This window comes from Algoriphagus mannitolivorans DSM 15301 (assembly GCF_000429425.1).
In the GTDB taxonomy this organism is placed as follows: domain Bacteria; phylum Bacteroidota; class Bacteroidia; order Cytophagales; family Cyclobacteriaceae; genus Algoriphagus; species Algoriphagus mannitolivorans.
Window position 1 is genome coordinate 255,878 of record NZ_AUBV01000001.1, and the last position, 24,534, is coordinate 280,411.

At 42.2% G+C, this 24,534-nt stretch carries 21 protein-coding genes; 8 read left to right on the forward strand and 13 right to left on the reverse strand.

Annotated features, from left to right (window positions below; genetic code table 11):
* The first annotated feature begins 89 nt into the window (after nt 1–89).
* Nucleotides 90–1,076 (forward strand): bestrophin family protein, encoded by a 987-nt coding sequence (locus G458_RS0101125; RefSeq protein WP_026950265.1) that lies wholly within the window; start codon nt 90–92, stop codon nt 1,074–1,076.
* A gap of 256 nt (nt 1,077–1,332) precedes the next feature.
* On the opposite strand, the gene G458_RS0101130 is transcribed toward G458_RS0101125, so the two are convergent.
* From G458_RS0101130 to G458_RS0101160, 7 genes are all read right to left on the reverse strand, one after another.
* A complete protein-coding gene (locus tag G458_RS0101130) occupies nt 1,333–3,759 on the reverse strand; it encodes an ABC transporter permease (RefSeq protein ID WP_026950266.1) in 2,427 nt (808 codons plus the stop codon).
* Nucleotides 3,760–3,854: 95 nt separating this feature from the next.
* Nucleotides 3,855–4,547 carry a head GIN domain-containing protein gene (locus tag G458_RS21265; RefSeq protein ID WP_169719243.1) on the reverse strand — a complete coding sequence of 231 codons (693 nt, stop codon included), beginning with the start codon at nt 4,545–4,547 and terminating at the stop codon, nt 3,855–3,857.
* Nucleotides 4,548–4,724: 177 nt separating this feature from the next.
* Nucleotides 4,725–7,148, reverse strand: a complete 2,424-nt coding sequence (locus G458_RS0101140) for an ABC transporter permease (RefSeq protein ID WP_026950267.1) — start codon at nt 7,146–7,148, stop codon at nt 4,725–4,727.
* Nucleotides 7,149–7,344: 196 nt separating this feature from the next.
* Complete coding sequence (locus G458_RS0101145; protein ID WP_026950268.1) at nt 7,345–9,714, reverse strand: ABC transporter permease; 2,370 nt, start codon at nt 9,712–9,714, stop codon at nt 7,345–7,347.
* A 136-nt stretch (nt 9,715–9,850) separates the two neighbouring features.
* A complete protein-coding gene (locus tag G458_RS0101150; RefSeq protein WP_026950269.1) occupies nt 9,851–10,549 on the reverse strand; it encodes an ABC transporter ATP-binding protein in 699 nt (232 codons plus the stop codon).
* Nucleotides 10,550–10,730: 181 nt separating this feature from the next.
* On the reverse strand, nt 10,731–11,084 hold the full coding sequence (locus G458_RS0101155; RefSeq protein ID WP_026950270.1) for a four helix bundle protein: 354 nt from the start codon (nt 11,082–11,084) through the stop codon (nt 10,731–10,733).
* A 113-nt stretch (nt 11,085–11,197) separates the two neighbouring features.
* The gene (locus G458_RS0101160) at nt 11,198–12,448 is read right to left on the reverse strand and encodes an efflux RND transporter periplasmic adaptor subunit (protein ID WP_026950271.1); all 1,251 of its coding nucleotides are present in this window, start codon (nt 12,446–12,448) and stop codon (nt 11,198–11,200) included.
* Nucleotides 12,449–12,755: 307 nt separating this feature from the next.
* On the opposite strand from G458_RS0101160, the gene G458_RS0101165 reads away from it, so the two are divergent.
* The 4 genes from G458_RS0101165 (at nt 12,756) to G458_RS0101180 (ending at nt 16,917) form a co-directional block, all read left to right on the forward strand.
* A complete protein-coding gene (locus G458_RS0101165; RefSeq protein ID WP_026950272.1) occupies nt 12,756–14,144 on the forward strand; it encodes a sigma-54-dependent transcriptional regulator in 1,389 nt (462 codons plus the stop codon).
* Nucleotides 14,134–15,486, forward strand: a complete 1,353-nt coding sequence (locus G458_RS0101170) for a sensor histidine kinase (RefSeq protein ID WP_026950273.1) — start codon at nt 14,134–14,136, stop codon at nt 15,484–15,486. Before G458_RS0101165 ends, G458_RS0101170 begins: the two co-directional genes overlap by 11 nt.
* Before the next feature lie 185 nt (nt 15,487–15,671).
* Complete coding sequence (locus G458_RS0101175; protein WP_026950274.1) at nt 15,672–16,187, forward strand: hypothetical protein; 516 nt, start codon at nt 15,672–15,674, stop codon at nt 16,185–16,187.
* A gap of 88 nt (nt 16,188–16,275) precedes the next feature.
* Nucleotides 16,276–16,917, forward strand: a complete 642-nt coding sequence (locus G458_RS0101180) for a hypothetical protein (RefSeq protein ID WP_157359647.1) — start codon at nt 16,276–16,278, stop codon at nt 16,915–16,917.
* Between the two features lie 18 nt (nt 16,918–16,935).
* Here the strand turns inward: G458_RS0101180 and G458_RS0101185 are convergent, their stop codons facing one another.
* Nucleotides 16,936–17,403, reverse strand: coding sequence for a hypothetical protein (locus tag G458_RS0101185; protein WP_211234611.1), 468 nt, complete (start codon nt 17,401–17,403; stop codon nt 16,936–16,938).
* 94 nt (nt 17,404–17,497) lie between these two features.
* On the reverse strand, nt 17,498–18,097 hold the full coding sequence (locus tag G458_RS0101190) for an outer membrane beta-barrel protein (RefSeq protein ID WP_026950277.1): 600 nt from the start codon (nt 18,095–18,097) through the stop codon (nt 17,498–17,500).
* A gap of 212 nt (nt 18,098–18,309) precedes the next feature.
* Between G458_RS0101190 and msrA the strand changes: the two genes are divergently transcribed.
* Complete coding sequence (msrA, locus tag G458_RS0101195; RefSeq protein WP_026950278.1) at nt 18,310–19,389, forward strand: peptide-methionine (S)-S-oxide reductase MsrA; 1,080 nt, start codon at nt 18,310–18,312, stop codon at nt 19,387–19,389.
* A 35-nt stretch (nt 19,390–19,424) separates the two neighbouring features.
* On the opposite strand, the gene G458_RS0101200 is transcribed toward msrA, so the two are convergent.
* A complete protein-coding gene (locus G458_RS0101200) occupies nt 19,425–20,030 on the reverse strand; it encodes an alpha-ketoglutarate-dependent dioxygenase AlkB family protein (RefSeq protein WP_026950279.1) in 606 nt (201 codons plus the stop codon).
* Nucleotides 20,031–20,117: 87 nt separating this feature from the next.
* Here G458_RS0101200 and G458_RS0101205 point away from each other — a divergent pair, with 87 nt between their 5' ends.
* Entirely contained in the window at nt 20,118–20,525 is a 408-nt protein-coding gene (locus G458_RS0101205) for a hypothetical protein (RefSeq protein ID WP_026950280.1), read from the forward strand.
* On the opposite strand, the gene G458_RS0101210 is transcribed toward G458_RS0101205, so the two are convergent.
* Nucleotides 20,526–20,948 carry a Dabb family protein gene (locus G458_RS0101210; protein WP_026950281.1) on the reverse strand — a complete coding sequence of 141 codons (423 nt, stop codon included), beginning with the start codon at nt 20,946–20,948 and terminating at the stop codon, nt 20,526–20,528.
* A 107-nt stretch (nt 20,949–21,055) separates the two neighbouring features.
* Between G458_RS0101210 and G458_RS0101215 the strand changes: the two genes are divergently transcribed.
* The gene (locus G458_RS0101215) at nt 21,056–22,054 is read left to right on the forward strand and encodes a 2-hydroxyacid dehydrogenase (RefSeq protein WP_026950282.1); all 999 of its coding nucleotides are present in this window, start codon (nt 21,056–21,058) and stop codon (nt 22,052–22,054) included.
* Between the two features lie 3 nt (nt 22,055–22,057).
* On the opposite strand, the gene G458_RS0101220 is transcribed toward G458_RS0101215, so the two are convergent.
* Nucleotides 22,058–23,413 (reverse strand): hypothetical protein, encoded by a 1,356-nt coding sequence (locus tag G458_RS0101220; protein ID WP_051286940.1) that lies wholly within the window; start codon nt 23,411–23,413, stop codon nt 22,058–22,060.
* Nucleotides 23,410–24,471 (reverse strand): c-type cytochrome, encoded by a 1,062-nt coding sequence (locus tag G458_RS0101225; protein WP_026950284.1) that lies wholly within the window; start codon nt 24,469–24,471, stop codon nt 23,410–23,412. Before G458_RS0101225 ends, G458_RS0101220 begins: the two co-directional genes overlap by 4 nt.
* Nucleotides 24,472–24,534 lie beyond the last annotated feature (63 nt).

A 24,534-nucleotide genomic window follows, 5' to 3' on the forward strand; every position in this document is an offset into this window, starting at 1 on the left:
TACCTTGTGATTTTCAGCTTACACAAGGTGATATGCTAGGACTTCCAGTCATTTGGATTATATTAAAAGTGCTTTAAAACAGAATTATCATGTACGTTAACAGGCACTATCATATCTGGAGTACTGTCAGGTGGTCTAAAATCCAGCTTAGAAATGCTTTTTTATACTCGGCAGTAATCATCATTATCTATGAAATCACCAAGATCCCTTTTTCTCTTCCTTGGCAACCTATTTCTGTAATCGGTATTGCAGTTTCATTTTACCTGGGATTTAAAAACAACAGCTCCTACGATAGAACTTGGGAAGCTCGAAAAATCTGGGGTTCGATCGTCAATAACAGCCGAACTTTTGCCACAGGGGTATTATCCCTTCCGAATGAAGCGGTGGATTACGAAACCAAGCGCAAACTCATAAGGAGGCATCTAGCCTGGGTTTTGGCCTTGAAGCATGCCATGAGAAAGGGGAAATCCTGGGAGCACAATGGTCCAGTTGAAAAATTAGTATTCACCCCGCATTTCCGGGAAGAGTGTATAAAAGGAGTGCTTCCTGAAATTGAGAAGTACCTAGACCATTCAGAATTAGAAGAATTGAAAAAATTCTCGAATTATCCCAGCCAACTTCTTAAAACCCAAAGTATGGATTTTAAATCCTTACAAGAAGCTGGTGGCCTAGGAGAATACAAACGTGTTTGGTTCCAGGAATTGATCGCTAAACTCTACGATGACCAAGGCATGAGTGAACGGATCAAAAACTTCCCCTTACCTCGACAATACGCCTCTACTGGGCTTTTTATCAATTACATTTTCTGTGCTTTGATTCCGTTTGGTATGCTTGACATTTTTGAGCAAAACACAGAACTCCACTATTATCTGACCATTCCTTTTTCGGGAATTATCATTTGGATTTTCTTCTTGGTGGACCGGATCGGGGATTATTCCGAAAATCCCTTCGAAGCGGCTTACAATGACGTGCCGATATCTTCTATTTCAAGGGTCATCGAAATTGATCTTTTAGAAATGCTGGGAGAAAAAGAAATTCCTAAGCCCTACCCTGTGGAAAATGGGTTTTTGATGTAGGGTCGGAGTTTTGAGTTTTGAATTACGATTTACGATTTACAACCAAAACGAGGAGATCCAAGCCTTTTTCCAGCTCTATCGTGATATGAAACCCTTTCTATTTACGAGTGACGATTTACGGGCTCAACGAAGCGATTTATGCCGTCTTACAACTCCATCGGGTTGAGCAGAATTACTATTTAACAAATAACTATTTAGTATTTAGTATTTACAAAATTACAGGCAGACTACTTTTTTACAGCCTACACCCTGCAATCTATTCATTCTTAATACTCTTCACCGGATTGGCCCAAGCAGCTCGGAGAGTTTGCGAGATCACAGTAGCGGCTGCAATGGCACCTGCAATCAATCCTGCCCAAAGAAAGACGGTCCAATGCACCCCGATTTTATAGGCGAAATCTTGAAGCCAAGCACTCATCCCATACCATGATATCGGAATCGCGATTAAAAATCCTATGCCTACCAGTTTGAGAAAGTCTTTTCCCAAAAGCATTAAAATATTACCGGTCTCAGCGCCCATCACTTTTCGGATCCCTATTTCCCGGGTTCGCTGCTCTGTTGCAAATGTGACTAAACCCAATAGTCCCAAAATGGAAATCAACACAGCCAAGGCGGAAAAGAAGGTGAAAATAGTTTTCACCCTATTTTCCGATTCGTATTGGCGATTGAAGCCTTCATCCACAAAGTTGGGTTCAAATGGAAAATCAGGTCTCATCTGTGCCCATTCCTCCTGTAAATAAGACAATACTTGCTCCCGTTGATCTGATTTGATTTTCAGACTGATTTGGTTTTTTCGGTCATGGGCCACCAAAAATACGATTGGTACAATGGGCTGATGAAGGCTTTCAAAGTGGAAGTCCTTCATGACTCCGGTGACAAACCCCCTTCTCCCTCCATAGTGAAATTGCTTTCCAATGGCCTCCTCAGGATTAGCCCAGCCGATTTCCCGGATGGCGGTTTCATTTAATAGAAAAGCCTCTGTGGAGTCGCTTGCAAGATTAAAGTTGAAAGTTCGACCGGCCACGATCGGAATACCATAGGTATCCAAGAAGTTATGAGCGACATGAATATCTGCGATCCGAATATTCAGTTGGGACATTTCACCATTGACCTCAGCAGTGGCTCCTTGGGAGTCCAAAAGCCTACCAGATGGCACCCTGCTTGAAATACTTACCGACTCGATTCCAGGGTGATTTTCGAGACGGTCTTTTATCATAAGGTAGTTTTCCCGCATCGCTTCATTGGAAGGCAATACCACCATATCTTCTTTTTCAAATCCCAGGTCCTTATTGACCATAAAGTTCAATTGACCAATCACGACCAATACAGCCACGATCAGGACTACTGAGATTGCAAACTGCCCTACGACCAAAAATGAGCGAAAACTCTCATGGGCTTTCCCAGCCTTAAAAGCTCCTTTGAGAACTTTCGCAGGAGTAAAACCAGATAAGAATAATGCTGGATAACTACCCGAAATCAAGCCTACAAAAATCATAATTCCGAAAATCCCCAATAGAAGTTCGGGCTTTTGGAAAAGGCTTAAGCTCAAAGGTCTCTCGGCAAAGTCTGCGAAAATGGGGAGAAAAAACACCACCAATACCAAAGCCAAAATCATGGAAAGAATGGTCATTACAAAAGATTCTCCCAAAAACTGGCGGATCAATAAACTTCGATCTGCTCCCATGACTTTTCTAAGCCCCACCTCCATGGAGCGAAGGGAAGATCTTGCCGTGGAAAGGTTCATGAAGTTGATACAAGCAATCAACAAGATGAAAAAGGCTACGGCCAGATAAATGTACACGTAATCAATATTTCCGTTGGGCTCTATTTCAGAATCCAAATTGGAATAAAGGTGAATATCCTTTATGGGCCACAAAATCAGCTGGGTACCTTTGGACATCGGAATTCCGGCCTGATTCTCTCCCATATGCCGGTCAATCAAAGCCGGCAGCTTGGCTTCAAATTCCTTGTAATCCAAGCCTTCCCGGAGCTTGATATACGTTGAAAAATTATTGGATCCATAGTTGGACATGAAGGCTTCCAGGCCTCCGTAAAACTGAACTACCGGTACCATGGAAGCTAAAAAATCGACCTGAAAGTGAGAATTTTCAGGCATATCCTCAATTACACCTCTCACCTGAAAAGTCATTTCCTGTCCATTCAGCAAGACCAATAGCTCATTTCCCACAGCTGGAGAATTTCCGAAGTATTTTTTTGCAGTGCTTTCCGAAAGAACCAATCCATCTGCTTGGTTTAAAGCACTTTTACCCTCTCCCTCTAAAACTTTCCATCCAAAAACATCAAAAGTCTCCTGATCAGCAAAGAAAAAGCGGTCCTCCTCAAAGGCGTTTCCACCAGATTTGATCAAAGGGTCAAAATTGAAAAGCCGTGCTGAGACCTCTACATCTTCTGGAAAATCAGACTGAATCAATGGCCCAAAAGGAGGAGCCGTATGTCCCAAATGAAGGCTGACCTCACCATCTGGATTAAACCATGCTCTTGAGACTCTATATATCCTGTCCCCATCTGGATGATAATTATCGTAGCTGAGTTCAAATTGGACATACAATAAAATGATAATACTGACTGCCATCCCGATTGCCAGCCCAACCAGATTGATCAGAACATACATCGGGTGTTTCTTGGCATTTCGGAAGACGATTTTAAAGTAGTTTTTGAACATTTTTCCTTGAAGATTTTTAATGAATGGTGTCAATAAAAAATGCCGACAAGAGGTACTTTATCGGCATTTAGTCGATCATAGAGCTGGATTTGGGCTTATTTTTGGATCACTTTGGTAGAACCGGAAATTCCGATACTTTTTTTCTCAGGATTTCCTCTGTAGTAGATATTTCCTGAACCTGAGGAACCCACGATTAGGGCATCTTTGACGCTGATAGCGGTATTACCAGAACCGGATTTTCCGATATCCACGGCATCAGCTACAAAATCCAAAGCCTCCAAATCGCCTGAACCTGACTGTCCGATATGGGCTTTATCGGCTTGTCCCCCTGCGATATAAATTTTTCCGGACCCACTCATACCTACATTCAGCTTTCCCGCATTGATTCTTTTGGTCGTGATGCTTCCTGAGCCTGAAAGGCCAATGGAAAAACTATCCGCTCCGAAATCTGACTCTAATATCATATCTCCGGAACCGCCATTTCCCACGGATTCCAATTCTCTGACAGTCACATATACCTTGAGATCTACATTCTTCCAGTTGCCTCTTTCCAGCTTGATTTTCAATCTTTCACCTTCTATTTCGGTGATGACCTTGCTAAGATCAAAACTTGAAGACTCAAGTCTCACTTCGTCTTTGGAGCCTTTTTGGATATAGACATCCCAGCTTCCGTTGTTTTCAATTTGAGTAAAATGTCCCGGAGTACGGGTTTCTGTTTTTTGTGCAAATGCAGCCACTCCTACCAAAAAAGTAAAGAGAAAAGCCGCTTGAAATTTTTGGAGGTTCATAGTTTTGGGGTTTTCAGTTGGTTTATGGGTAATCATATTTTCAGGAATTATGCCAAGGGGAAAAGATGTCTGGAAGCTTCTCAGCGCATTTTTGTAATTGTTTGATGTCCGAAGCGAACCAGTTTTGACCGTACACGGACGTTCATTTTTCGGTCTTTTCTTTTTTATCTAGAATTACTACTCGCTTTTCAAATAATCCACAGGATTGGAAGCTGCTGTTTTAAAGCTTTGAAAACTAATCGTCACCCAAGCAATTACAATAGAGATCAAGCCTGCAATCAGGATTAGCCACCATCCTATTTCTGTTCGGTAAGCAAAATTCTGAAGCCAGTATTTTTCCAAAAAGAAATAGCTCAAAGGACCTGCGAGCATAAAAGCCAATACCACCAAAAGGGTAAAGTCTTTGCTCAAGAGCGTCACTAAATTCACCATAGAAGCTCCTAAGGCTTTGCGGATACTAATCTCCTTGGATCGCTGCTCCGCGGTGTAGGCCGCCAGTCCAAACAAGCCTAAACAGGCAATGCCGATAGCCAGCACGGTAAAAATGAGAATGATATTTCCCATTTTTTCCTCTTTTTGAAATAGGAGATTAAAGTCCGAATCCAAAAAGGAATATTCAAAAGGGGCTCCATTGGCATGCATTTTCCAAATCGTCTCCAAGGCATCCAACTTATCACCTACCTGTCCGGGACTTAGGCGAACCGCGATTTCATTGAAGTCTCTTCTAGATCCCAACATCATCACCAGTGGCCTCACATGCTGTCTTAAGCTCTCATAATTGTAATCTTCCAGGACGCCGATCACTTTACGATAAGTCACTGAACCGTCCTCACTCCAAAACCCTCCTATTTCTTGGGTTCCATCCAATTCCGTCCAGCCCATTTGGGCAAAGGCTGTTTCATTGACCAAAATGGCACCCGTGTCGGAAGGAATATCTTTGGAAAAGAACCTTCCTTGAGCAAGGCTTAAACCCAGAGTTTCCAGATGATTTTCATCAACCACATTGATATTGCAAAGAATATCCTGCTGCTTGTCTTTGGTACGCATCACGGAGTTCCAGTCCACTCTGGGAGGAAGAGAATTGGAGAAACTAGCATTGGAAAATCCAGTTTGGTTCAATAGCTCCTGCTTAAAAGCGCCTTGATTTTCGCCTAAGGCGCGCACATGCAATAGCGAAAGCACATTTTCCTTATCAAAACCAAGGTTTTTCTCCTGCATGTATCCAAGCTGCTTATAGACAACCATACTACTGATGATCAAGGCAGTAGAAATAAAAAACTGAAAAACCACTAGGCTACTTCGCAATTGGGAACGCTTCATTCCAGCTCTGATTTTCCCTTTCAATACCGCTGCCGGACCAAATGAAGTCAAGTAAAAAGCTGGGTAAGATCCTGCTACCAAGCCTACCAAAATCATAAAGAACAAAAAGCCCAAGATAAACTCAGGCTGAATCAGAAATCCAAAGCCAAGGTCTTTACCGGATAGGTTATTGAATGGCTTCAGAAGAATCACAATAATTGCCAAAGCTAGCAAGCCCGCCAAGAAACTGTTCAAGATGGATTCTGATAAAAATTGGCTGATAAGGCGGCTTTTTTGTGCGCCGATAGACTTTCTAACGCCAACTTCTTTGGCACGATTTGCTGATCGGGCCGTAGATAGATTCATGAAATTGATGCAGGCAATCAGAAGAATAAACACGGCAATACCACCAAAGAGAACCAGGTATTGCTCATTGCCAGAAGCCTTGATCTCGTCATTGGTCTCTGATTTCAGATAAATATCCCGAAGAGGAATGGTTTGAATTCCGTAAGCATTTCCCTGCTCTCGAAAAGCCTGAAGAGAAATTCCCAAAAACATCTGGATTTCTTCTCCGACGTATTTTTCTACAAAGCCATTTAAAGCCTTCTGAATATCCTCAGGATTTGCTCCTTCTACCAGTTTGTAATAGGTGTAGATATTGTTACTGGTCCAGTTTTCCTGCTCAAAAAACCAGATATTCTCTCCTGAAATTACCGCATCAAAATCCAGATGAGAGTTGTCAGGCATATCTTCTGATACCCCCGTCACCTCCAAAGGAGTCTGATTAGAACCACTGAGAATGGTTTGACCGATAGGGTCTTCTTCTCCAAAGTATTTTTCTGCCACCGATTGTGACAGCACAATTTTATCCGGACCCAGCAAGGCTGTTTGCGGATTTCCCTTGATTAGTTTAAATCCAAAAAACTCGAAAAAATTCGGATCCGCTGCTAAAACCACTGGTTCAGTAAACGCTTTTTCTTCGAGCTTCAGAGGAAAGGTTCTCATCAATCCAAACCTGACCACCTCTTCTACCTGAGCAATTTCTTCAGCCATCGCAGGCCCCATAGGCGTCGCAGAGGTAGAGGAAGTGAATTCATTCCCATTCATTTTACCCAGAACATTGGCCCGATAAATCCTATGACCCTCCGGGATAAACTCATCGTAACTCAGTTCATCGAGTATGAAAAGGCAAATCAGAATGCTGGCGGACATTCCAAGGCTTAGACCAATGATATTGATCGCTGAATAAATCTTGTTTCGCTTGAGATTACGATAGGCAATCTTGAAATAGTTTTTCCACATAGTTGGCTGGTTTTGAAGTGTTTATGAAACAGGAAAAATGAGTTGGTTTAGTTTACATACTTGAGATGCAGCTGCTAGAGAAAAGGTTGCAAAGAGATGTCCAATAATAAAAAATGCCCCCCAGTGCATCTGAGAGGCATTTTCATAAAATTCATCAGGTCACAAAGTGTCCATTTTGGTCACTTTCGGACAAAGCTTATTCTGTTTTTATAGCTTGAACCGGATTGCTTCTCACGGCTCGCATAGATTGGAGGGTAACCGTGATTAAAGCAATTCCTAAAATCAAGACTCCTGCCAATGGGATAAACCACCACTCAAAATTTATTCGGTAGGCATAGCCTTCCAGCCAATCTTTCATAAACCAATAAGCCAATGCCGAGCCGATCAAAATGGAAACCATGACCACTAGAATAAATTCCCGGTTGATCACCTGCAAAATATGGATGGTAGATGCTCCCAAGACTTTTCGGATGCCTATTTCCTTGGTTTTTTGCTCGGCAACATGGGCTGAAAGTCCCAACAAACCCAAGCAGGAAATCAAAATAGTCAGCATACTGAAGTATTGGGCCAAATCCCTCAAGCGCACATCATCTTGATACATCCTTGCATAGTTTTCATCTACAAACTGGTAGGTAAAGGGGAAAACTGGGTTTAGCTCCTCAGCGACATTTTGAATGGACGCTAACGTTTCTTGCATTTCTCCTGCTTTTACCCGAATGAAGGCATTCGAGGCAAAACTAGGATCCAAAATGATAAAGGCCGGCTCCATCACTTGGTGAAAGCTTTGAAAGTGGAAATTTTCCACTACTCCAGACACTTGACGCGTCTCCCCATTGATGGTTACCATTCTGTTTTCCGGATTATTTTGGGTAATAAGCTCAAAAGCTTTTCGATTCAGAATGACCGATAGAGTGGAATCTGCTCCTTTTTCTCTAGAAAAGTCCTCCCCATCGATCAGCTTCATACCCATTGTGGACATAAAGTCATAATCCACCAAAATCCGCTCAAAAAGGGCATTGAAATCCGGGTCTTTCCCTTCCCATTCTATCCCACCGGTATTGGAATTTCTTCCCAATAAATTGTGGGTAGTCCGAGTGACCGATTCTATGTTGGGATTGTTTTCTAATTGGGTTTTGAAAATCTCGTAATTCTCAAAAAGCTCTCCTTCCAAAGGCACCAAAACCAATTGATCCTTTTCGTAACCGATATTCTGCTTAAGCGCATAATTGATCTGCTGAAATACTACCACCGTGGAAACAATCAGAGCTGTTGCCAAAATAAATTGGAAAAGCACCAATCCTTTTCGAGCCCATACCACGCCCTTACTGCCTTGCAGGTGATTTTTGAAAACTGATACAACTTTGGTTGCAGAAAGATAAAATGCAGGATAACTCCCTGAAACCAATCCAGTAAACAGGATGATGATTCCAAATTGGGCCCAAAACAAGCCCTCCCCAAGGGGCAAATCCATGGATTTCCCTGTTAAAGTATTGAAAACAGGAAGGGTCAGTTGGACCAAAAGCAAGGCAAAAATTCCAGAAAATAGAGTAATCAACACCGATTCACTGAGAAATTGGTAAATGAGTGAAGATTTGTCGGCTCCTGAGACTTTTCGAACGCCCACTTCCTTCGCACGTTTTTGCGATTTGGCAGTGGATAGATTCATGAAGTTGATACAGGCGATCAACAAAATGAATATTCCAATCATTGCAAAAAGCTTTACGGTTTTGATTCGCCCTTCTTGAGGTTTCCCGTCTTTCCATGAACCATGGAGGTATATTTCTGATTGTGGATAGGCAAAAAGCTTCACATTGCTGTTTTCATTTCGCTGGGCAATAAAATCCTCTATAGACTCAGAAAACTTATCTCCATCCGTTCTTTCCTGCAATTTCACAATGGTACTGGGCCCATTGTTTCCCCATTGTTTCAGCCATTGATTGTAAGGCTTATCAAACATCACCTGATAAGGAAGGATAAACTCAAATTTTGAATTCACCTTATTGCCCAAACTTTTCAAAACTCCCTGTACAATAAAGAGTTCTTCCCCTTCATTGCTGACCAGCTGAACGGACTCTCCGATGACATCGGTTGTGCCAAAAACCTTCTCTGCGGCTTCTTCCGTCAAGACAATGTGGGACTTATCGGTCAGTGCCAGCTCCTTATTTCCATACAAAAAAGGATACTGCATGATATGGAGGTAGTCAGCTCCAGCAAAAAAGCCGGTAAGTTTGATTCGCTTTTCACCGTTGACAAAAAGATGCTCCTCATTCCAAGAATAGGTGGCTGCTTTATCCACCTCCGAAAGATTCTCCTTCATGGCTTCTGCCAGAATTCCGGGGGTTGAGGTAGTCGTGAAAATATCGGAACCATAAGACTGATGCTCCATGATGCGATAAACTTGCTCTGATTCCGCCAAACCTTTCCCAACCTCAAACTCACTTTTGATCCACAGGCCAATCAATATTGCCGCCCAGAGGCCTAAAGCCAAACCAAATAAGTTGATAAAAAAGGTCAGCTTATGCTTTGCAAAGCCCCGAAAAGCAATTTTTAGATAGTTGGATAGCATGGAAGAAAATTAAAGTTAGAAGACGGGAGACCGAAGACCGAAGTAGTTCATGAATTAGGCCGAATTGGAAATTAATTGGATAAACCTAAGTCAGGAGAATCTCTTCCATCTCCCGTCTTCGGTCTTCCAAACTTATCTACACATGAAACTGCTCCCGGATATTTTCGGTCACTACTTTTCCATCAAATAAGTTGATCACTCTATGTGCGTAATTAGCATCATGAGGAGAGTGAGTTACCATCACAATGGTAGTTCCTTCGTTATTCAACTCCTCTAATAGGCGCATCACTTCTTCACCATTTTTGGAATCCAAGTTACCGGTAGGTTCATCGGCAAGGATCACAGAAGGCTTGGCCACAATTGCTCTTGCAATGGCCACACGCTGCTGCTGACCTCCGGAAAGTTGCTGAGGAAAGTGATTTCTCCGGTGCATGATATTCATTCGGGTCAATACTTCTTCTACCCTTTTCTTGCGCTCATCCACAGGAGTCTTCAGATAAAGCAAGGGAAGCTCCACATTTTCAAAAACGGTCAGTTCATCGATCAAATTAAAGCTCTGGAAGACAAAGCCGATGTTCCCTTTTCTCAAGGCAGATCTTTGTCTTTCGGAAAATTTGGCAACCTCCTTATCCAAAAAATAATATTCTCCGCTATCCGGATTGTCTAATAGCCCGATGATGTTTAGCAAGGTGGATTTGCCACAACCAGAAGGCCCCATGATGGCGACAAATTCGCCTTTTTTGATTTCCATTTGGATGCCATCCAAAGCGGTGGTTTCTACTTCCTCCGTGGTGTAGAGCTTCCGGAGGTTTACAGTTTTGATTACGTTTTCCATGGTTTTGAGTTTGAAGACGGGAGACCGAAGACCGAAGCCATTTTACCCATCAGTTAATTTATTTTTTTAATTACTTGTAGAATTGTTGATAAAAGCTAAAGAAGTAAGCTTCCATATTTCCAGATGTTGGTATTGAAAGTAAGGTTGCATTAAGGTGTAATAAATGATTTTAGTTGAAAGCCTAACTGATCTTGTTCTTAAAGCCAACCGTCATGTTCATTAAATCTTGAAAGTCTTTATAATTTTTATCAAACTCTTCATCTGTGATATATCCTCTTCTTTTGGCTTTATGTAAACAGGTTACCACCTCTGCTATAGATCTTATAGAATATCCTAAGAATCTATGTTGCTCTGGATTGGTCTGAATAATTGACCCTTCGGCTATATTCAGTGCAATGGAATCCACCGCTCGGTTCATTTGGCTAGTCAAATTATAAATCTCTTCCTTCGGGAATTTCTTGGTTAGCTTATGGATTTCTTCAGCCAAATCCATTGATTTTTGCCAGATAAGAAGCTTTTCAAATTTGAACCCCATGGCTTTTTGACTTTGGTTTCTCAGAAACAATTAAACCCTGTATTCGTAGTTTTAATCACTGATTTATCCAGCTGCAAACTTCCTACTTCTGTCTTCCGTCTTCCGTCTTCAACCTATTTCAACTCCAGCACCTCATTTGTCCCGAAATTTTCATACCCACTGATAATGACTTTTTCCCCCTCTACCAATCCTTCCAGAACTTCATAGAATTCAGGATTTTTTCTTCCCAAACGGATATTTCTCTTTTCTGCATTTCCTGCGGAGTTTAGGACAAATACCCAGTTGCCACCCGTATCCTTGAAGAACCCACCGGTTGGAAGCAATAGGCTGGTTTCTTTCTGTCCGAGTTCCAGACGGATTCGGACACTTTGTCCTCTTCGGATTCCTTCAGGCCTTTCTCCGGTAAATACCATATCTACCTCAAACCTTCCATTGGTGATGGTCGGATATATTTTACTGATTTCCAACTCATAATCCTGGCCACTTAAGGAGAATTTTCCTCTCAAGCCTTGGCCGATTCGGGGAAGATAAAGCTCATCTATAGGTACACGTACTTTAAATTCATCGAGTACATCAATTTGTCCATATCGCTGACCAGGATTGATCGCCTGACCGATTTCCAATTGTTCAGGAGTTGCCAATTGTCCGGCAATAGGAGCCGTAATGATCAGGTTGTCCAGAATATTTCCGACCCCGGTTAAGGAAGCTTGCATTCTGTTTTCAGAAAGCTTCAACTGGTTAAGTTGATAAGACCTGGCCAATGAATCATTCCGATAGGAAGCATAGGTGAGTTTTCTTCTTTTCAGGTTATAGTCGTATTGCTCTTTGACTTCTTCAAATTCCCGGTCTGAGACCAGCTTTTTGTCATGCAACTCTTTAAATCTTTTGTACTGCGGCTCCAAGAGGCTAATCTGATAATCAATCTCAGCCAACTGACCGAGTTGGCTCAAATCATTCTGATCCAATAGCAAACGGGTTTGGCGGACATTGTTGATCTGCTCATAGAGCATGGTCTCCCGCTGCATCACATCCAGCTGCAGATTTGAGTTGTTCAACACGAGGATGGTATCTCCTTTTCTCACCAATGCTCCGGATTCACGGACGACCTTGTTCACAACCCCACCTTCGATGGCATCCAAAAAAACAGTTCTGGCCGGCTCGATTTGGCCAGAAACCAAGATGTAGTCTGTAAACTCGCCGGTTTTTACAGTTCCAATGCTTAAGCGGTCCTTATCCACATTCATCGTGGATCTGTGATCTGCAAAACCGATTTGGTAAATAATTCCTCCTAATAAAATTGCACCGCCAACGACTGCTGCAATTTTTCTGGGAGTCCAAGTCTTCTTTTCAATTTTTCTATCCATTGTGTATTGATGCCTCTAAACGGCCTATCCCCAATGTGCCAAAGGCTGTGCCATCAAAAAAATAGCCCACAAGGCTCTCCAAGTGCATTTTCGAATAAGTTAGGTAAAGCCCACACGAACAATTTCGTCCGCCAGCGAACAAAAAGCTTCGAAGTCAGACGGGAATTGCCTAACTTATTCCTTTGAGCCAAACTTCAAAAACCGCTCAAATTCGTCCGATTCCGGTCTTTTTGGAAAATTATTTAAAGAATTTCGTTTCGGCAGACTTTTGGAACAAGGGATCAGCAGATTTTAAACGCACCTTTTTATGAATGAGCAGAGAATAGGTAAAATACTGATCATAGACGACAATGAGGATTTGCTCAAAGCCGCAAGGATTTTTCTCAAAAGACATTTTGCACAGGTAGATACCGAGTCCAACCCGGATCTACTTCCCATCTTGACCCACAATGAAAATTACGATGTAATTCTGCTGGACATGAACTTCACCAAAGATGTGAGTTCTGGCCAGGAGGGATTTTATTGGTTAGACCGGATTCTGGAACTCGACCCGTCAGCAGTTGTCGTGTTGATCACAGCCTATGGAGATGTAAATCTGGCCGTTAGGGCTATCAAAGAAGGGGCAACAGACTTTGTCTTGAAGCCTTGGGAAAATGAACGCCTTCTAGCCACCTTAAACTCTGCCTTGCAGCTTCGGCAGAAGAAACTTGAGGTCAATCTTCTGAAAGACCAAAAGCAAACGCTACAGCAGGATATAGACAACAAGTTCAAGGACATTATCGGGCAGAGTCCTTCCATGCAAAAAGTATTTGAAACGATAGAGCGGGTGGCTGCCACTGATGCAAATGTGCTGATTTTAGGAGAAAATGGTACAGGAAAGGAACTGATAGCCCGGGCAATTCATCGAAATTCCAGAAGAAGTAGGGAGGCCTTTGTTGGGGTAGATTTGGGATCTATCACCTCTACCCTTTTCGAGTCTGAACTCTTTGGTCACAAAAAAGGCTCCTTCACGGACGCCAAAGAAGACCGAGCCGGTCGATTTGAACAAGCGCATAAAGGCACTTTGTTTTTGGATGAAATCGGAAATCTTCCGCTACCCTTACAAGCAAAACTTCTGGCGGCCCTTCAAAACAGGCAAGTTACCAGGGTAGGTGCCAATAAGCCGGTGGATGTCAATATTCGGCTAATCTCAGCGACTAACCTTCCGGTTTATAACATGGTCTATGAAAACACTTTTCGACAGGATCTTTTGTACCGAATCAATACCATTGAAATCCAGCTTCCTCCCTTACGGGAACGGGTAGAAGACATCCCTCTCTTAGCCGATCACTTTATCACTTATTACTCCAAAAAGTACAACAAGGACATCCGAAAAGCCTCCGAACCCTTGCTCAAGCGGATGGCAAAATATCATTGGCCGGGAAATATTCGGGAATTGCAGCATAGCATAGAACGAGCCGTGATCATGAGCAATCACAATGTATTACAGCCAGAAGACCTTTTCTTACAAAAAATGGGGCAACCCGAAAAATCTGAAGAAAATGTAAGCTTGGAACACCTCAACATTGAAGATGTGGAGCGAATTCTAATTCGAAAAGCACTTCAAAAGCATAATGGGCATATTACCCGTGCCGCCGAAGAATTAGGATTGACTCGCTCCTCACTTTACCGAAGACTTGAGAAGTATGGTTTATAGGCGGTTTTCTTTCGGAATTACACTCAGAATTCTGGGAATTACATTGGCTATTTTTCTGGGGGTTTGGCTTTTCAGCACCCAGAATCTATTGCTCGCGCCGGCTATTCTTGGTATTGTCGTACTAATTTTAGCCGGAGAAATGATCTACTATGTCAACTCCATTAATCACAAGTTGGCCAGATTCCTAGACTCCATTCGCTTCACTGACTTTTCCTCCTCCTTTACCCATGACAGCAAAATGGGAGGCTCTTTTCGTGAAGTCAATAAGGCCTTCAACGAAGTGATGGAAGTCTTTAAACAGACCAGAGCTGAAAAGGAGGAGCAAATGCTTTTTCTCCAAGTAATCATACAGCACATCAATACCGGAATCATTTCTTTTAATTCCGAAGGGAAAATAGGGGTGATCAACAATGCCGCCAAGCAGCTTCTTCAAATCCCACAATTCAGGGATATTTCAGACTTGGGTAAGCTCTCCACAAAACTTCTCAAAGAAGTCATGGACATGAAGCCAGGACAGCGAATTTCTTTCAAGGTGAATCCTGGTCTTCACTTGATTGTTCAGTCAACATCCCTGAAAATGGGAGGCCAAAGCTGGACTTTGCTTTCTTTTCAAAATATCAATGCCGAACTCCAATCCAATGAGTTGGAAGCCTGGCAAAACCTGACCAAAGTGCTTCGTCATGAGATCATGAATTCCATCACGCCAATATCAAGTTTGGTAGAATCTCTCAGGACGATATTAGACGAAGACAGCTATGTGCAGCAGGAAGGCATGCTCATCAAAAGAGACGGGTTTCAGGACATTCAGGAAGGATTGGACACGATTGCCAACCGCAGCAAGGGCTTGGTAAACTTTGTAAATGCCTACCGGGATTACACCAATATTCCCGCGCCCAAAAAAGAATTTACACCAGTCAAATCCTTGTTTGAAAACGTGCTGGGATTGATGAAGGAAGATCTAAAGTCGAACCAAATTGAAATTCAGGTTGAAGTTCTCCCGGAGGAATTGGAAGTGCATTGCGACCCGGACCAAATCAGCATGATTCTGATCAACTTGATCAAAAACGCTTCGGAATCAATCCAAAACCAGGCGGATCGACAAATTACATTAAGAGCCATTGGACAAGGTGATCTGGGTACTCAAATCCAAGTAGAAGATCATGGCCCCGGGATTGTTTCAGAGGCTTTGGAAAGAATCTTTGTCCCATTTTACACCACTAAAAAGACTGGTTCAGGAATTGGATTGGCGATTTCAAGGCAAATCATGAACCTTCATCGAGGAAGCCTACAGGTGATTTCCATTCCGGGAGAAAGGACCGTTTTTACCTTGAATTTCCGCTAAATGGAATATTTCTTATCGCGACTTTTCTGATTCACTTTATCTCAAAAAAACACTTTTATGCTGCTTATCAAGCTGTGTATTTTTTCTATTTCCTTAGAAGAATTTCTCGCAACACACAAGATAATTCAGTGATTCTGAAGTATATTGAAGGGAAAGAATATTAAGTTTTTATCCGAAAAATATCCATGAAAAACCCAAATAACCAAGAGACCACACAAGCCGCATTTGAATTGGCGGGAATGATTTATGGCATTTCCTTAGACGGAGTCGTCAACCGAAATGAGTTTGAAGCTTTGAAAAACTGGTGTAACCAGAATGAATGCCTTTGTGAAAATCCATCTTTTCAGGAACTGTTCGAAAAAATTAGTCCCATAATCCGGGATGGCAGTATCAATCACGAAGAGCTGGACGAGATAAATTCAATTTTGAAATCTTTCTTGGGAGACTTTGAAGAAGAACAAACCCATCATCCTAACCTCTACTTTTTGAACGGTATTTTTGAAGGAATCCTTGCCAGCGGTGATGTAAACACGTATGAGATTTATCGCCTGAACCAATGGATGGAAAAAAACAAACATCTGGAAAATGAGAGTCCTTTTGATGAGCTTCTACCCTTAATTAAGTCTGCATTGGCAGACCAAAAAGTGGACGATCAAGAAGCAGCGGTATTGAAAACATTTTTCCAAACTCACATCCGTTAGCATTCTCATGAAATTGAGGCCACTCCTATTTTTTGGGCTAATGCTATTAATGGCTACAAAATCATTAGGGCAAGAAAGAAGGGAATTTATGCAGCTGGGAATACAAGGAAATTTGGCTTTTCCGATTGGGGAATTCAGAAACACCGTCAATAATTCTTTTGGAGGCACTGGATTTGGTTCGGGATTCCATTTTCTCCTAAATCCAAAAAAAGGATTGTACTCTCCTGTTTATCTGGGAGTTGATTTTAACTACCTCAACTTTGGAAATGAAAAAATCCCGGAAAGCAAGTTTTACCCTCCGCTCAAGACCACCTTCAATTTCTTAACCTTGGGCCCCATGTTCAGAGTTTTCTTAAAAGAAAAAGAAGCTGGCCTAATTCCATTTATTGATGGCATGTTTGGAATGAAAATCATGAATACCAAAACAAGAGTGGATAATTCTTTCCTGGCAACCATCATAGACCAAGAAGTAAAAGGGACGATTTTAGGAACGAACTATGAGGGTTTTGTCTCAGGAATTGGGGTAGGTTTTTTCTCCAAAAAACAAAAAAAAGAAGCTGATGATCTTGCAGCTTCTTTTTTCTTCAAACTCATGATTCAACATGGAGATAAAACCAAATATATCAAAAGAAACAGCATTGAAATCAATTCCGATGGTGACATTTTGTATCAAAATGCCCGCTCTCCTATTTCCTTAATCAATTTGCAGTTTGGGATTTTGGTCTGGTGAATCCCCGTAATTTGAGTTCTAATTCTTTATAAAAGTCAAATAATCCACACTGCCATCCCCTCCGCTCACATCTGTCAATTCAATTTTGGTAGATGTATGGGTCAAAATATCCCAATCATCATTCAGGTCTTCAAACTCGTTGGTTAGATTGAAGAAAATGTTGAAATCCAGATCATCCTGACTGTCATCATTTCCCTGACTATTGTTTTTTCCGCTGCTGTTGGTGATGGACCATGTCCCAATGTATTCCAGACTTCCTTTTTTTGCTGACAAAACACCGGAAGAGTTAAACACAAATACGAATCCCGCAAAGTCCGAGGTCTCATCTTTGCCAGAGTCGATAAACTTAGAAATCACCCACTGACCGGAAGCCATCTGAGTTTTGATTTGCTGAATTTCCTCAGAACTCGGATCTGGATTTTCTTGACATCCTCCTAGGAAAGCCACTGCGAGTAGCACTAGGAGATACTTTAGTTGATTAATCATATAACTATTGGTTTTCATCTAACTACCTAACGATTAGTCATTGAAAACCATTCATTTACAAAAGATGATATTCGTCAGGAAATTGAAAAGCTCGTTATTTTTGCCGACCGGGAATTTTAAAAGAAAGTCCCAAAATGAGCTGTTGAGTTTTGAAATCTTCTTTTCCCAAAACATTCTCAAAACTGTACTTCCTCTCATTCAGCTCCCGCTCAAATCGTAAATCCAAACCCACTGGGCCTAAGTTGACTCCAAGACCGAGTTGAAAGCCTAATCCAAATGGCTCGGATGGCTCAAAGTTGCCAGGCACTGAAAATTTCTCCTCTAGAGTATAATGTAATGAAGGGCCTATTTGGAAGCCGATGATTTTGAAAAAGTTCATTTTTACCAGTATTGGCAAATCAATTTTTTGATATTCCACCTTACCCAATGACGATTCAAATGCAGTATTGGTGAAAATCAATTCCGGACGCAAAGCTATATCATAGCTTACCAATTGGTAGAAAACACCAACATGGTATCCCGTATTTTCTCCGGGTTTGGAAAATATCTCCCCTGCATCCCTGAAATATTTTCCACTGGTATTGTAATTCAGGCCTCCTTTTATTCCGAAACCACTACCCTGCTGAGCCAGTAGCGTAAAAGGACTAAGAGCACCAAACATTAGTAGGACAAATAATAGAATCTTGTTTTTCATATCATTAGCATTTGAAATAGAGGAATCACAACCTTTAACATCCAATACCTTGGTAAACTCGTAAGTTTAGGAAAGCAAGCGGACTTAAATCAAAAACCTGTTGGAAACAGATTTTGAGTTTCGCGTGTTACACTCAAAAAACTGACCAAAAAATCATTGGTCCTTCTCAATAGTATTCATCCATGTTGAAATCAAACAAATTTCATTTTCCCATGATCATCTCGCTAATCGCCTTTTTGATGGCATGCAGCTCTCCTTCTACCGATAAGGTAAAAGAGGCGGAGCTCAATCCAGAACCAGAAACGCCCGTTGTTTATTCCTCCAAAACCCAGTTAGCCACCTTTGCTGGAGGTTGCTTTTGGTGCGTAGAAGCACCTTTTGAAGGTTTGGACGGCGTGATTTCCGTAGTCTCAGGATATGCTGGAGGAAAAGAAAAAAATCCGACTTATGGTGAAGTATCTTCAGGAAAAACTTCGCATCGAGAGTCCGTACAGATCACCTTTGACCCGGAAGTGATCAGCTATTCAGAATTGGTGGACATTTTCTGGCAAACTTTTGACCCGACTGATGTAGGGGGATCCTTCTATGATAGAGGCAGCCAGTATGAATCCGCGATATTCTTTCATGATGCGGAGCAAAAGAAAGTGGCAGAGGAATCCAAATCCCGACTGGATAAAAGCAAGCGGTTTGATAAACCGGTTGCGACGCCAATCATCAAATACACGAATTTCTACCCTGCTGAAGAGTATCATCAGGATTATTACAAGAAAAATCCCAAAGATTATTACGCCTATAGAACTGGATCGGGAAGAGATGAATTCATCAAAAAACACTGGCCGGAACTAAGTGAAAAAAAATACACAGCTCCTTCTAAAGCGGAGTTGAAAAAAAATCTCACTCCGCTTCAGTATGAAGTCACCATGGAGGATGAAACAGAGTATGCCTTTCAAAATGAGTACAATGGCAACAAAGAAGATGGAATTTATGTCTGCATCGTCTCTGGAGCACCTCTGTTTAGCAGCAAAGACAAATATGAAAGCGGATCTGGATGGCCTAGTTTTGTGAAGCCCATTGATGCCCGAGCAATTGACAAACCCATTGACAAAACGCTGGGAATGGAGCGAGTGGAAGTCCGCAGTAAGTTTGGCAATAGCCATTTAGGACATGTCTTCTACGATGGTCCGGCTCCTACCAATCTCCGGTATTGCATGAATTCCGCCGCTATGAAATTCATTCCCAAATCGGAAATGCAAGCGGCCGGGTATGGTGAATACCTATGGTTAGTAGACTAAAAAGACACTGAAAAGGCTGCAATTGCAGCCTTTTTTTATTTCAAATGCCGGAAAGTCAAATTGATTCTCGGTGTGGCGACCTTCTTTGTTTTTGGCACCTGGTGCTCCCAAACCTGCTGACTTTGACCTTTCATGATCAAAAGACTTCCATGTTGAAGTAGCAAGTCGATTTTATCCTTTTTAGTCTGGTAATTTCTCAGCTGGAATACTCTCGGAGCACCCAAGGTCAAGGACGCAATGCAAGGCTCTGGACCTAAAATCGGTTCATTATCCCTATGCCAGCCCATACTGTCTTGACCGTCCCGGTAAAGGTTACAGAGAACGTGGGTAAAGGTTTCTTGAGAATTAGCTTCAATTTTCTCTTTTATTTCAAAAAGGGATTCCGTCCAGAGTTCGGGTGTCATGGAGATGCCAGAATAGCCATATTCTTGGTTGGGATTACCATACAGGGCCGTCAGTCTGGGCTGCATGATCATTTTTCCGAAAATCCGTATTGGCTCCTGTCTCCAGGAAAGCGTTTCTTCCAAGTCCAAGAACAAACCATCAGCTTTCTCCCTGCTGAAAAAATCCGGATAGTAATACACCTCCCCACCGTAAGGAAGTAAGTTTTTAGAGTTAAAATTTTCTTTAAACAAGTCCATACCTTCAAAAGAGAACAATTTTTCAAATACAATTCCCAGATTGATACAAAGGGTTTCTATATTTAGTTAAGCTTATAACCAAATCTTATGAAAAAGTTTCTTTGGACTTCCAGTCTAATTCTAATCTTGGTACTCGGAATATTCCTTTGGTGGAAGTTTTTTTTCGTCTTTGGGGAGGGAGTGAAAGCAGGAAGCTTGAATTATTTCGTGAAAAAAGGAATAATCTTTAAAACCTGGGAAGGAAGAATGGTCCAAGAAGGATTCCAAAGTCCAACATCCGGAGCTCTTCAAAGCAATGAGTTTCGATTTAGCGTTACAGACCCTAAAGTAGCCGAAATCCTGGAGCGAAATTCAGGAAAACACCTTGAACTTCGCTACCAAGAATTCAATGGAATGTTACCTTGGAGAGGGACGAGCGTTTTTGTGGTCACGGAAGTTCTAAATGTAGAAGAAACTCCAGGAACCGAGAGAAAGAATATCCCAGTGGACCGCTAATTACTTCTTAGTCCAATAATCCACCACGGTCACTTTATCCAAAATTGGCCCCAGCTTTTCTCCAAAGGCCTTGTGATCCGGATGAGGCAAATAAGCATCTCGATCCGCATCAGAATGAAAGGTCAAGGTGAAGGCATGCGTAAGCCCTTGATTAAGCCCTTCAGGACTGGAGTTGATGCCCCACTCAAAGCCTTTAATTTCTGGAATTTGAGTTTTTAAAGCTTTGAATGCTTCAACGATCTCCTGAATCTGTTCTGGAGTAGCGGATTCCTTGAATCCAAAAAGGACAACGTGTCGGAGGACTGAATCTTGAATTGGCACTTCTTTGATGAGGGTTTCGGTTAGTACTTCAGTTTCGGTGGTTTCTTTTGGAACACAGGCAATTGCAAAAAGAATGGGCAGAAAATAAAAGACTTTCTTCATATAGCATAGGATTGATTGTGAAGCCTAAACATAACTTATAAATTGTTTTCTCTTCGCTATTTTATACAAAAGGATTTTTCAATCTGTGAATCCCAAACCTACATTTTATGAAAATCGCGTTCTTCAGCACTAAGTCTTACGATCGGGAAAGCTTTGAAAATCACGTAGTAGATTTCAAGCATGAGATAAGCTTTTTAGAAGTCAGGCTGGACTTGACTACGCTTTCCTTGGCAGAAGGTCACCAGGCAATCTGCACCTTCGTAAATGACACTATCCATGAAGATATTTTGAGGAAAATGTCTCAAATGGGCATTCGGCTAATCGCCCTCCGCTGCGCGGGATATAATCAAGTGGACCTTAAATCAGCCAGCAAGTATGGAATTACTGTGGTTCGGGTGCCTGCATATAGTCCTGAGGCTGTTGCCGAGCATGCCTTTGCCTTGATTTTGACTCTTTCGAGAAAAACCCATAAGGCCTACAATAGGGTCCGGGAAAACAACTTCTCTCTGGAAGGTCTTACTGGTGTAAATATTTTCGGAAAAACCATTGGAGTCGTCGGAACCGGCGCTATTGGAAGAGCATTTTGCCGGATAGCTAAAGGATTTGGATGCAAAGTTCTAGCCTATGATGTCATTGAAAATGAAGAAATGAAACAGCTAGGAGTAGAATATTTGCCCTTGCCGGAAGTCCTTTCTCAAAGTAACATCATTTCGCTCCACTGTCCTCTCACTCCCGAAACCAAACACTTGATCAACCGGGAAACTCTCTCTTTGATGCAAACCGGTGTGGCTTTGATAAATACCAGCAGAGGGGCATTGATTGACACCAAGGAGGTAATAAAAGCCTTAAAATCAAGAAAAATAGGCTTTTTAGGCATCGATGTCTATGAACAGGAAGAGCATATTTTCTTTCAAAATCTATCTGAGGAAATTCTCCTGGACGAAGAAATCGCCCGCTTGATGACTTTTCCAAATGTCCTGATCACCGGACATCAGGCCTTTTTGACGAAAGAAGCTCTTGCTCAAATAGCCTCCACCACCTTAAGAAACCTACAGGAATTCGAAGAACGTAAACCCCTGACCAATGAGGTCAAATTCAAAGCCTGAGGATCAGTTCCACCTCCAGTTTAAAATCCCATTGAAGTGAAGCATCCCGACCTTATTGTAAATTTGATTAGGGCTAAGCTCGATTGACTTCAAAGGTTCTTTATTCACCATTATAAAATGGAAATCGAGATTTTTTAGATTTTTGGGTTGGTACTTGAGTCCCAAATTGACTTGGCGGTAACTCGGAAAATTATACTTGTTTGCGGCGGCATCTTGCGTGTCGGGAAGCCAATGAATTCCCAAATGGGCATAAATCTGAACCGGAACCTCTTCAAACTTATATTCCCCGAATCCTACCAAAGCTGTCACGGCTTCAAAGCCTTCATTCCTTTCCCTTGGAATGAAAGTGTACCACGCATCTTTCCCCCATTCTCTGGGACTTAGCCATCGGCCACTTCCGAAAACCTGGGTCAAATTCAGATGAGTTATCCAACGAGAATTCCTCCATCCAATACGTCCGGACAAAGCAATATTTTTATCCTTAGGATTTTTGTATCGGAAAGAAAAATCCTCATTCCCTCCATTTCCGATTCCATGCTGAAATCCTCCCTGAAGTCCTAGATTGACGGTTTGTTTTTCACCCGGAAAATTTGATTCGATCCCAAGCCAATAAGTTGAAAAAAGGTTTTGAGCGAAGGTGTTGGAAAAATGAAGCTTACTTCTAGCTCCAATTTTTCGGTCAATTTCAAAAATCCCCAGCCAATTACTTGCCGTATTTCCATAATAAGCAGCAGCCTTACCCTCTTCCGATCTTCCTTGAGGAAAAATCCCGACGGTTTCCCCTACTCCCAACCACTGGCTACTGCCCCTTATGCTCATTCTGCCAATACCATAGCCTGAAAATTTCCATAGCTTATCCGGGGCATACCATGCATGCACTCCCTCCACCACCGTTGGAGAAAGCCTACCATCCTGAGCATTTACCCAATCAGAATTGATCCCCATTCGACCCACTTTTACTCCGAAACTTTCCTGGGAATACGCTAAGGAAAACGTCTCCAGCTTACCGAAAAACCTGTCTTTTGGATTGAGAATATCGAATAAGCCCAGTTCATAGCGATTGCCTTGGCCTGATACTGGATCTACCATCCACAATTCCGAACTGACTCCATTGGTGAAGGCTCGGTAACCAACATGGAAGCTCCAATTTTCGAGGATACTCACTTTGGCTCCCATATTCAGAGACATACCCAATGCATAGTCATCTTTGAAGTCACTTCCGGGATAGGCAGTACTCATCCAAAAAGTCCTAAAATGCACATCAGGCTGGACAAATATATTTTTCTCCTGTTCTTGAGGCTTTGCAATTCCGAAAGCCAAAAAAAACAGGAAAAGACCAAATGCTAATCTCTTGTTCACTTGGATTTGGCTTTTGCCTCTTGGATAGGTTTGAATGGACCAAACTTGTGTTGCTCCTCAGAAAACTCATCTGAAAAAGGTCCAAATGGATGATCCATCGGCTTTTTGGAAATATCTGGCCAATCCTTAGAAAGATCCTTGGAAGGTCTTTCCAAGCTGTTCACATAGGCGGCCACATCCCAAGACTCTTCATCCGATAAAAGAGGACTTTCAAATGTCGCCCCCAAGGGCATGTTTGCTTTGACATAACCCGCAAACCTGGAAAGCCTAAAAAGCCCGGCTCCATGGTTATAGCTGTTTTTGCCCCATAGAGGTGGGTAAATATACCCTGTACCATCCGGCTTGGGCATGCCCTGACCGTCAGTTTGATGGCAAACGGCACATTGACTGTCATAGACTAATTTTCCTTTGGCTGGGTCTGCAGCTCTGTCGAGAAGAGGTACTTCATAGAGTCCAGCTCCTTTGGGACTTTCTCCTTTTGGAACATCTTTACCAAGCCAGGTAATATAGGCGACCATGGCTTTCATTTCTCTGGATTCTATCGGCAAAACTTGTCCATTTAGACTTCTTTCAAAGCAATCATTTATCCGCTTTGGGATATCCTCAGATTGACCTGATCTGGCTCGAACTTTTGGATATGTGGCAGCTACAGCGCTGTAGTTATTTCCCAAAGGGACAGTACCAGCCTGCAGGTGACAATTTTGGCAATTCATTCCGTTAGACATCGCCTTAACCTTCCCGTTTGGTCCAAGGTATTCGGAGGTGTTGGCGATAAGTTCACGGCCATACTTGATTTCGTCAGCATTGGGCTCTGCGTCCATGCTAGACACCTCTGGCGCCTTCCACATTCCTTCAGGATCTACCAAAGCCTTGGTAATTGGGAGTTCAGCAATTGCCTGGGGAACTTGAGGTTCGTCTTGACTTAAACTTGGAAGCTGCACTCCTGATTGAGACAAAAACAAAACCCCACCTACAATCCCAACCAAAACCACTGCAAGTCCTAGCAGGGCGACCAAAAGAGTAATTAATTTGACGAAAGGCTGCATCATCTGATTCATAGTCTATTAGCAATGTACAAAAGTGCAAGAAAAATAGGGTCAATTGCTGTGACTAGAATCACA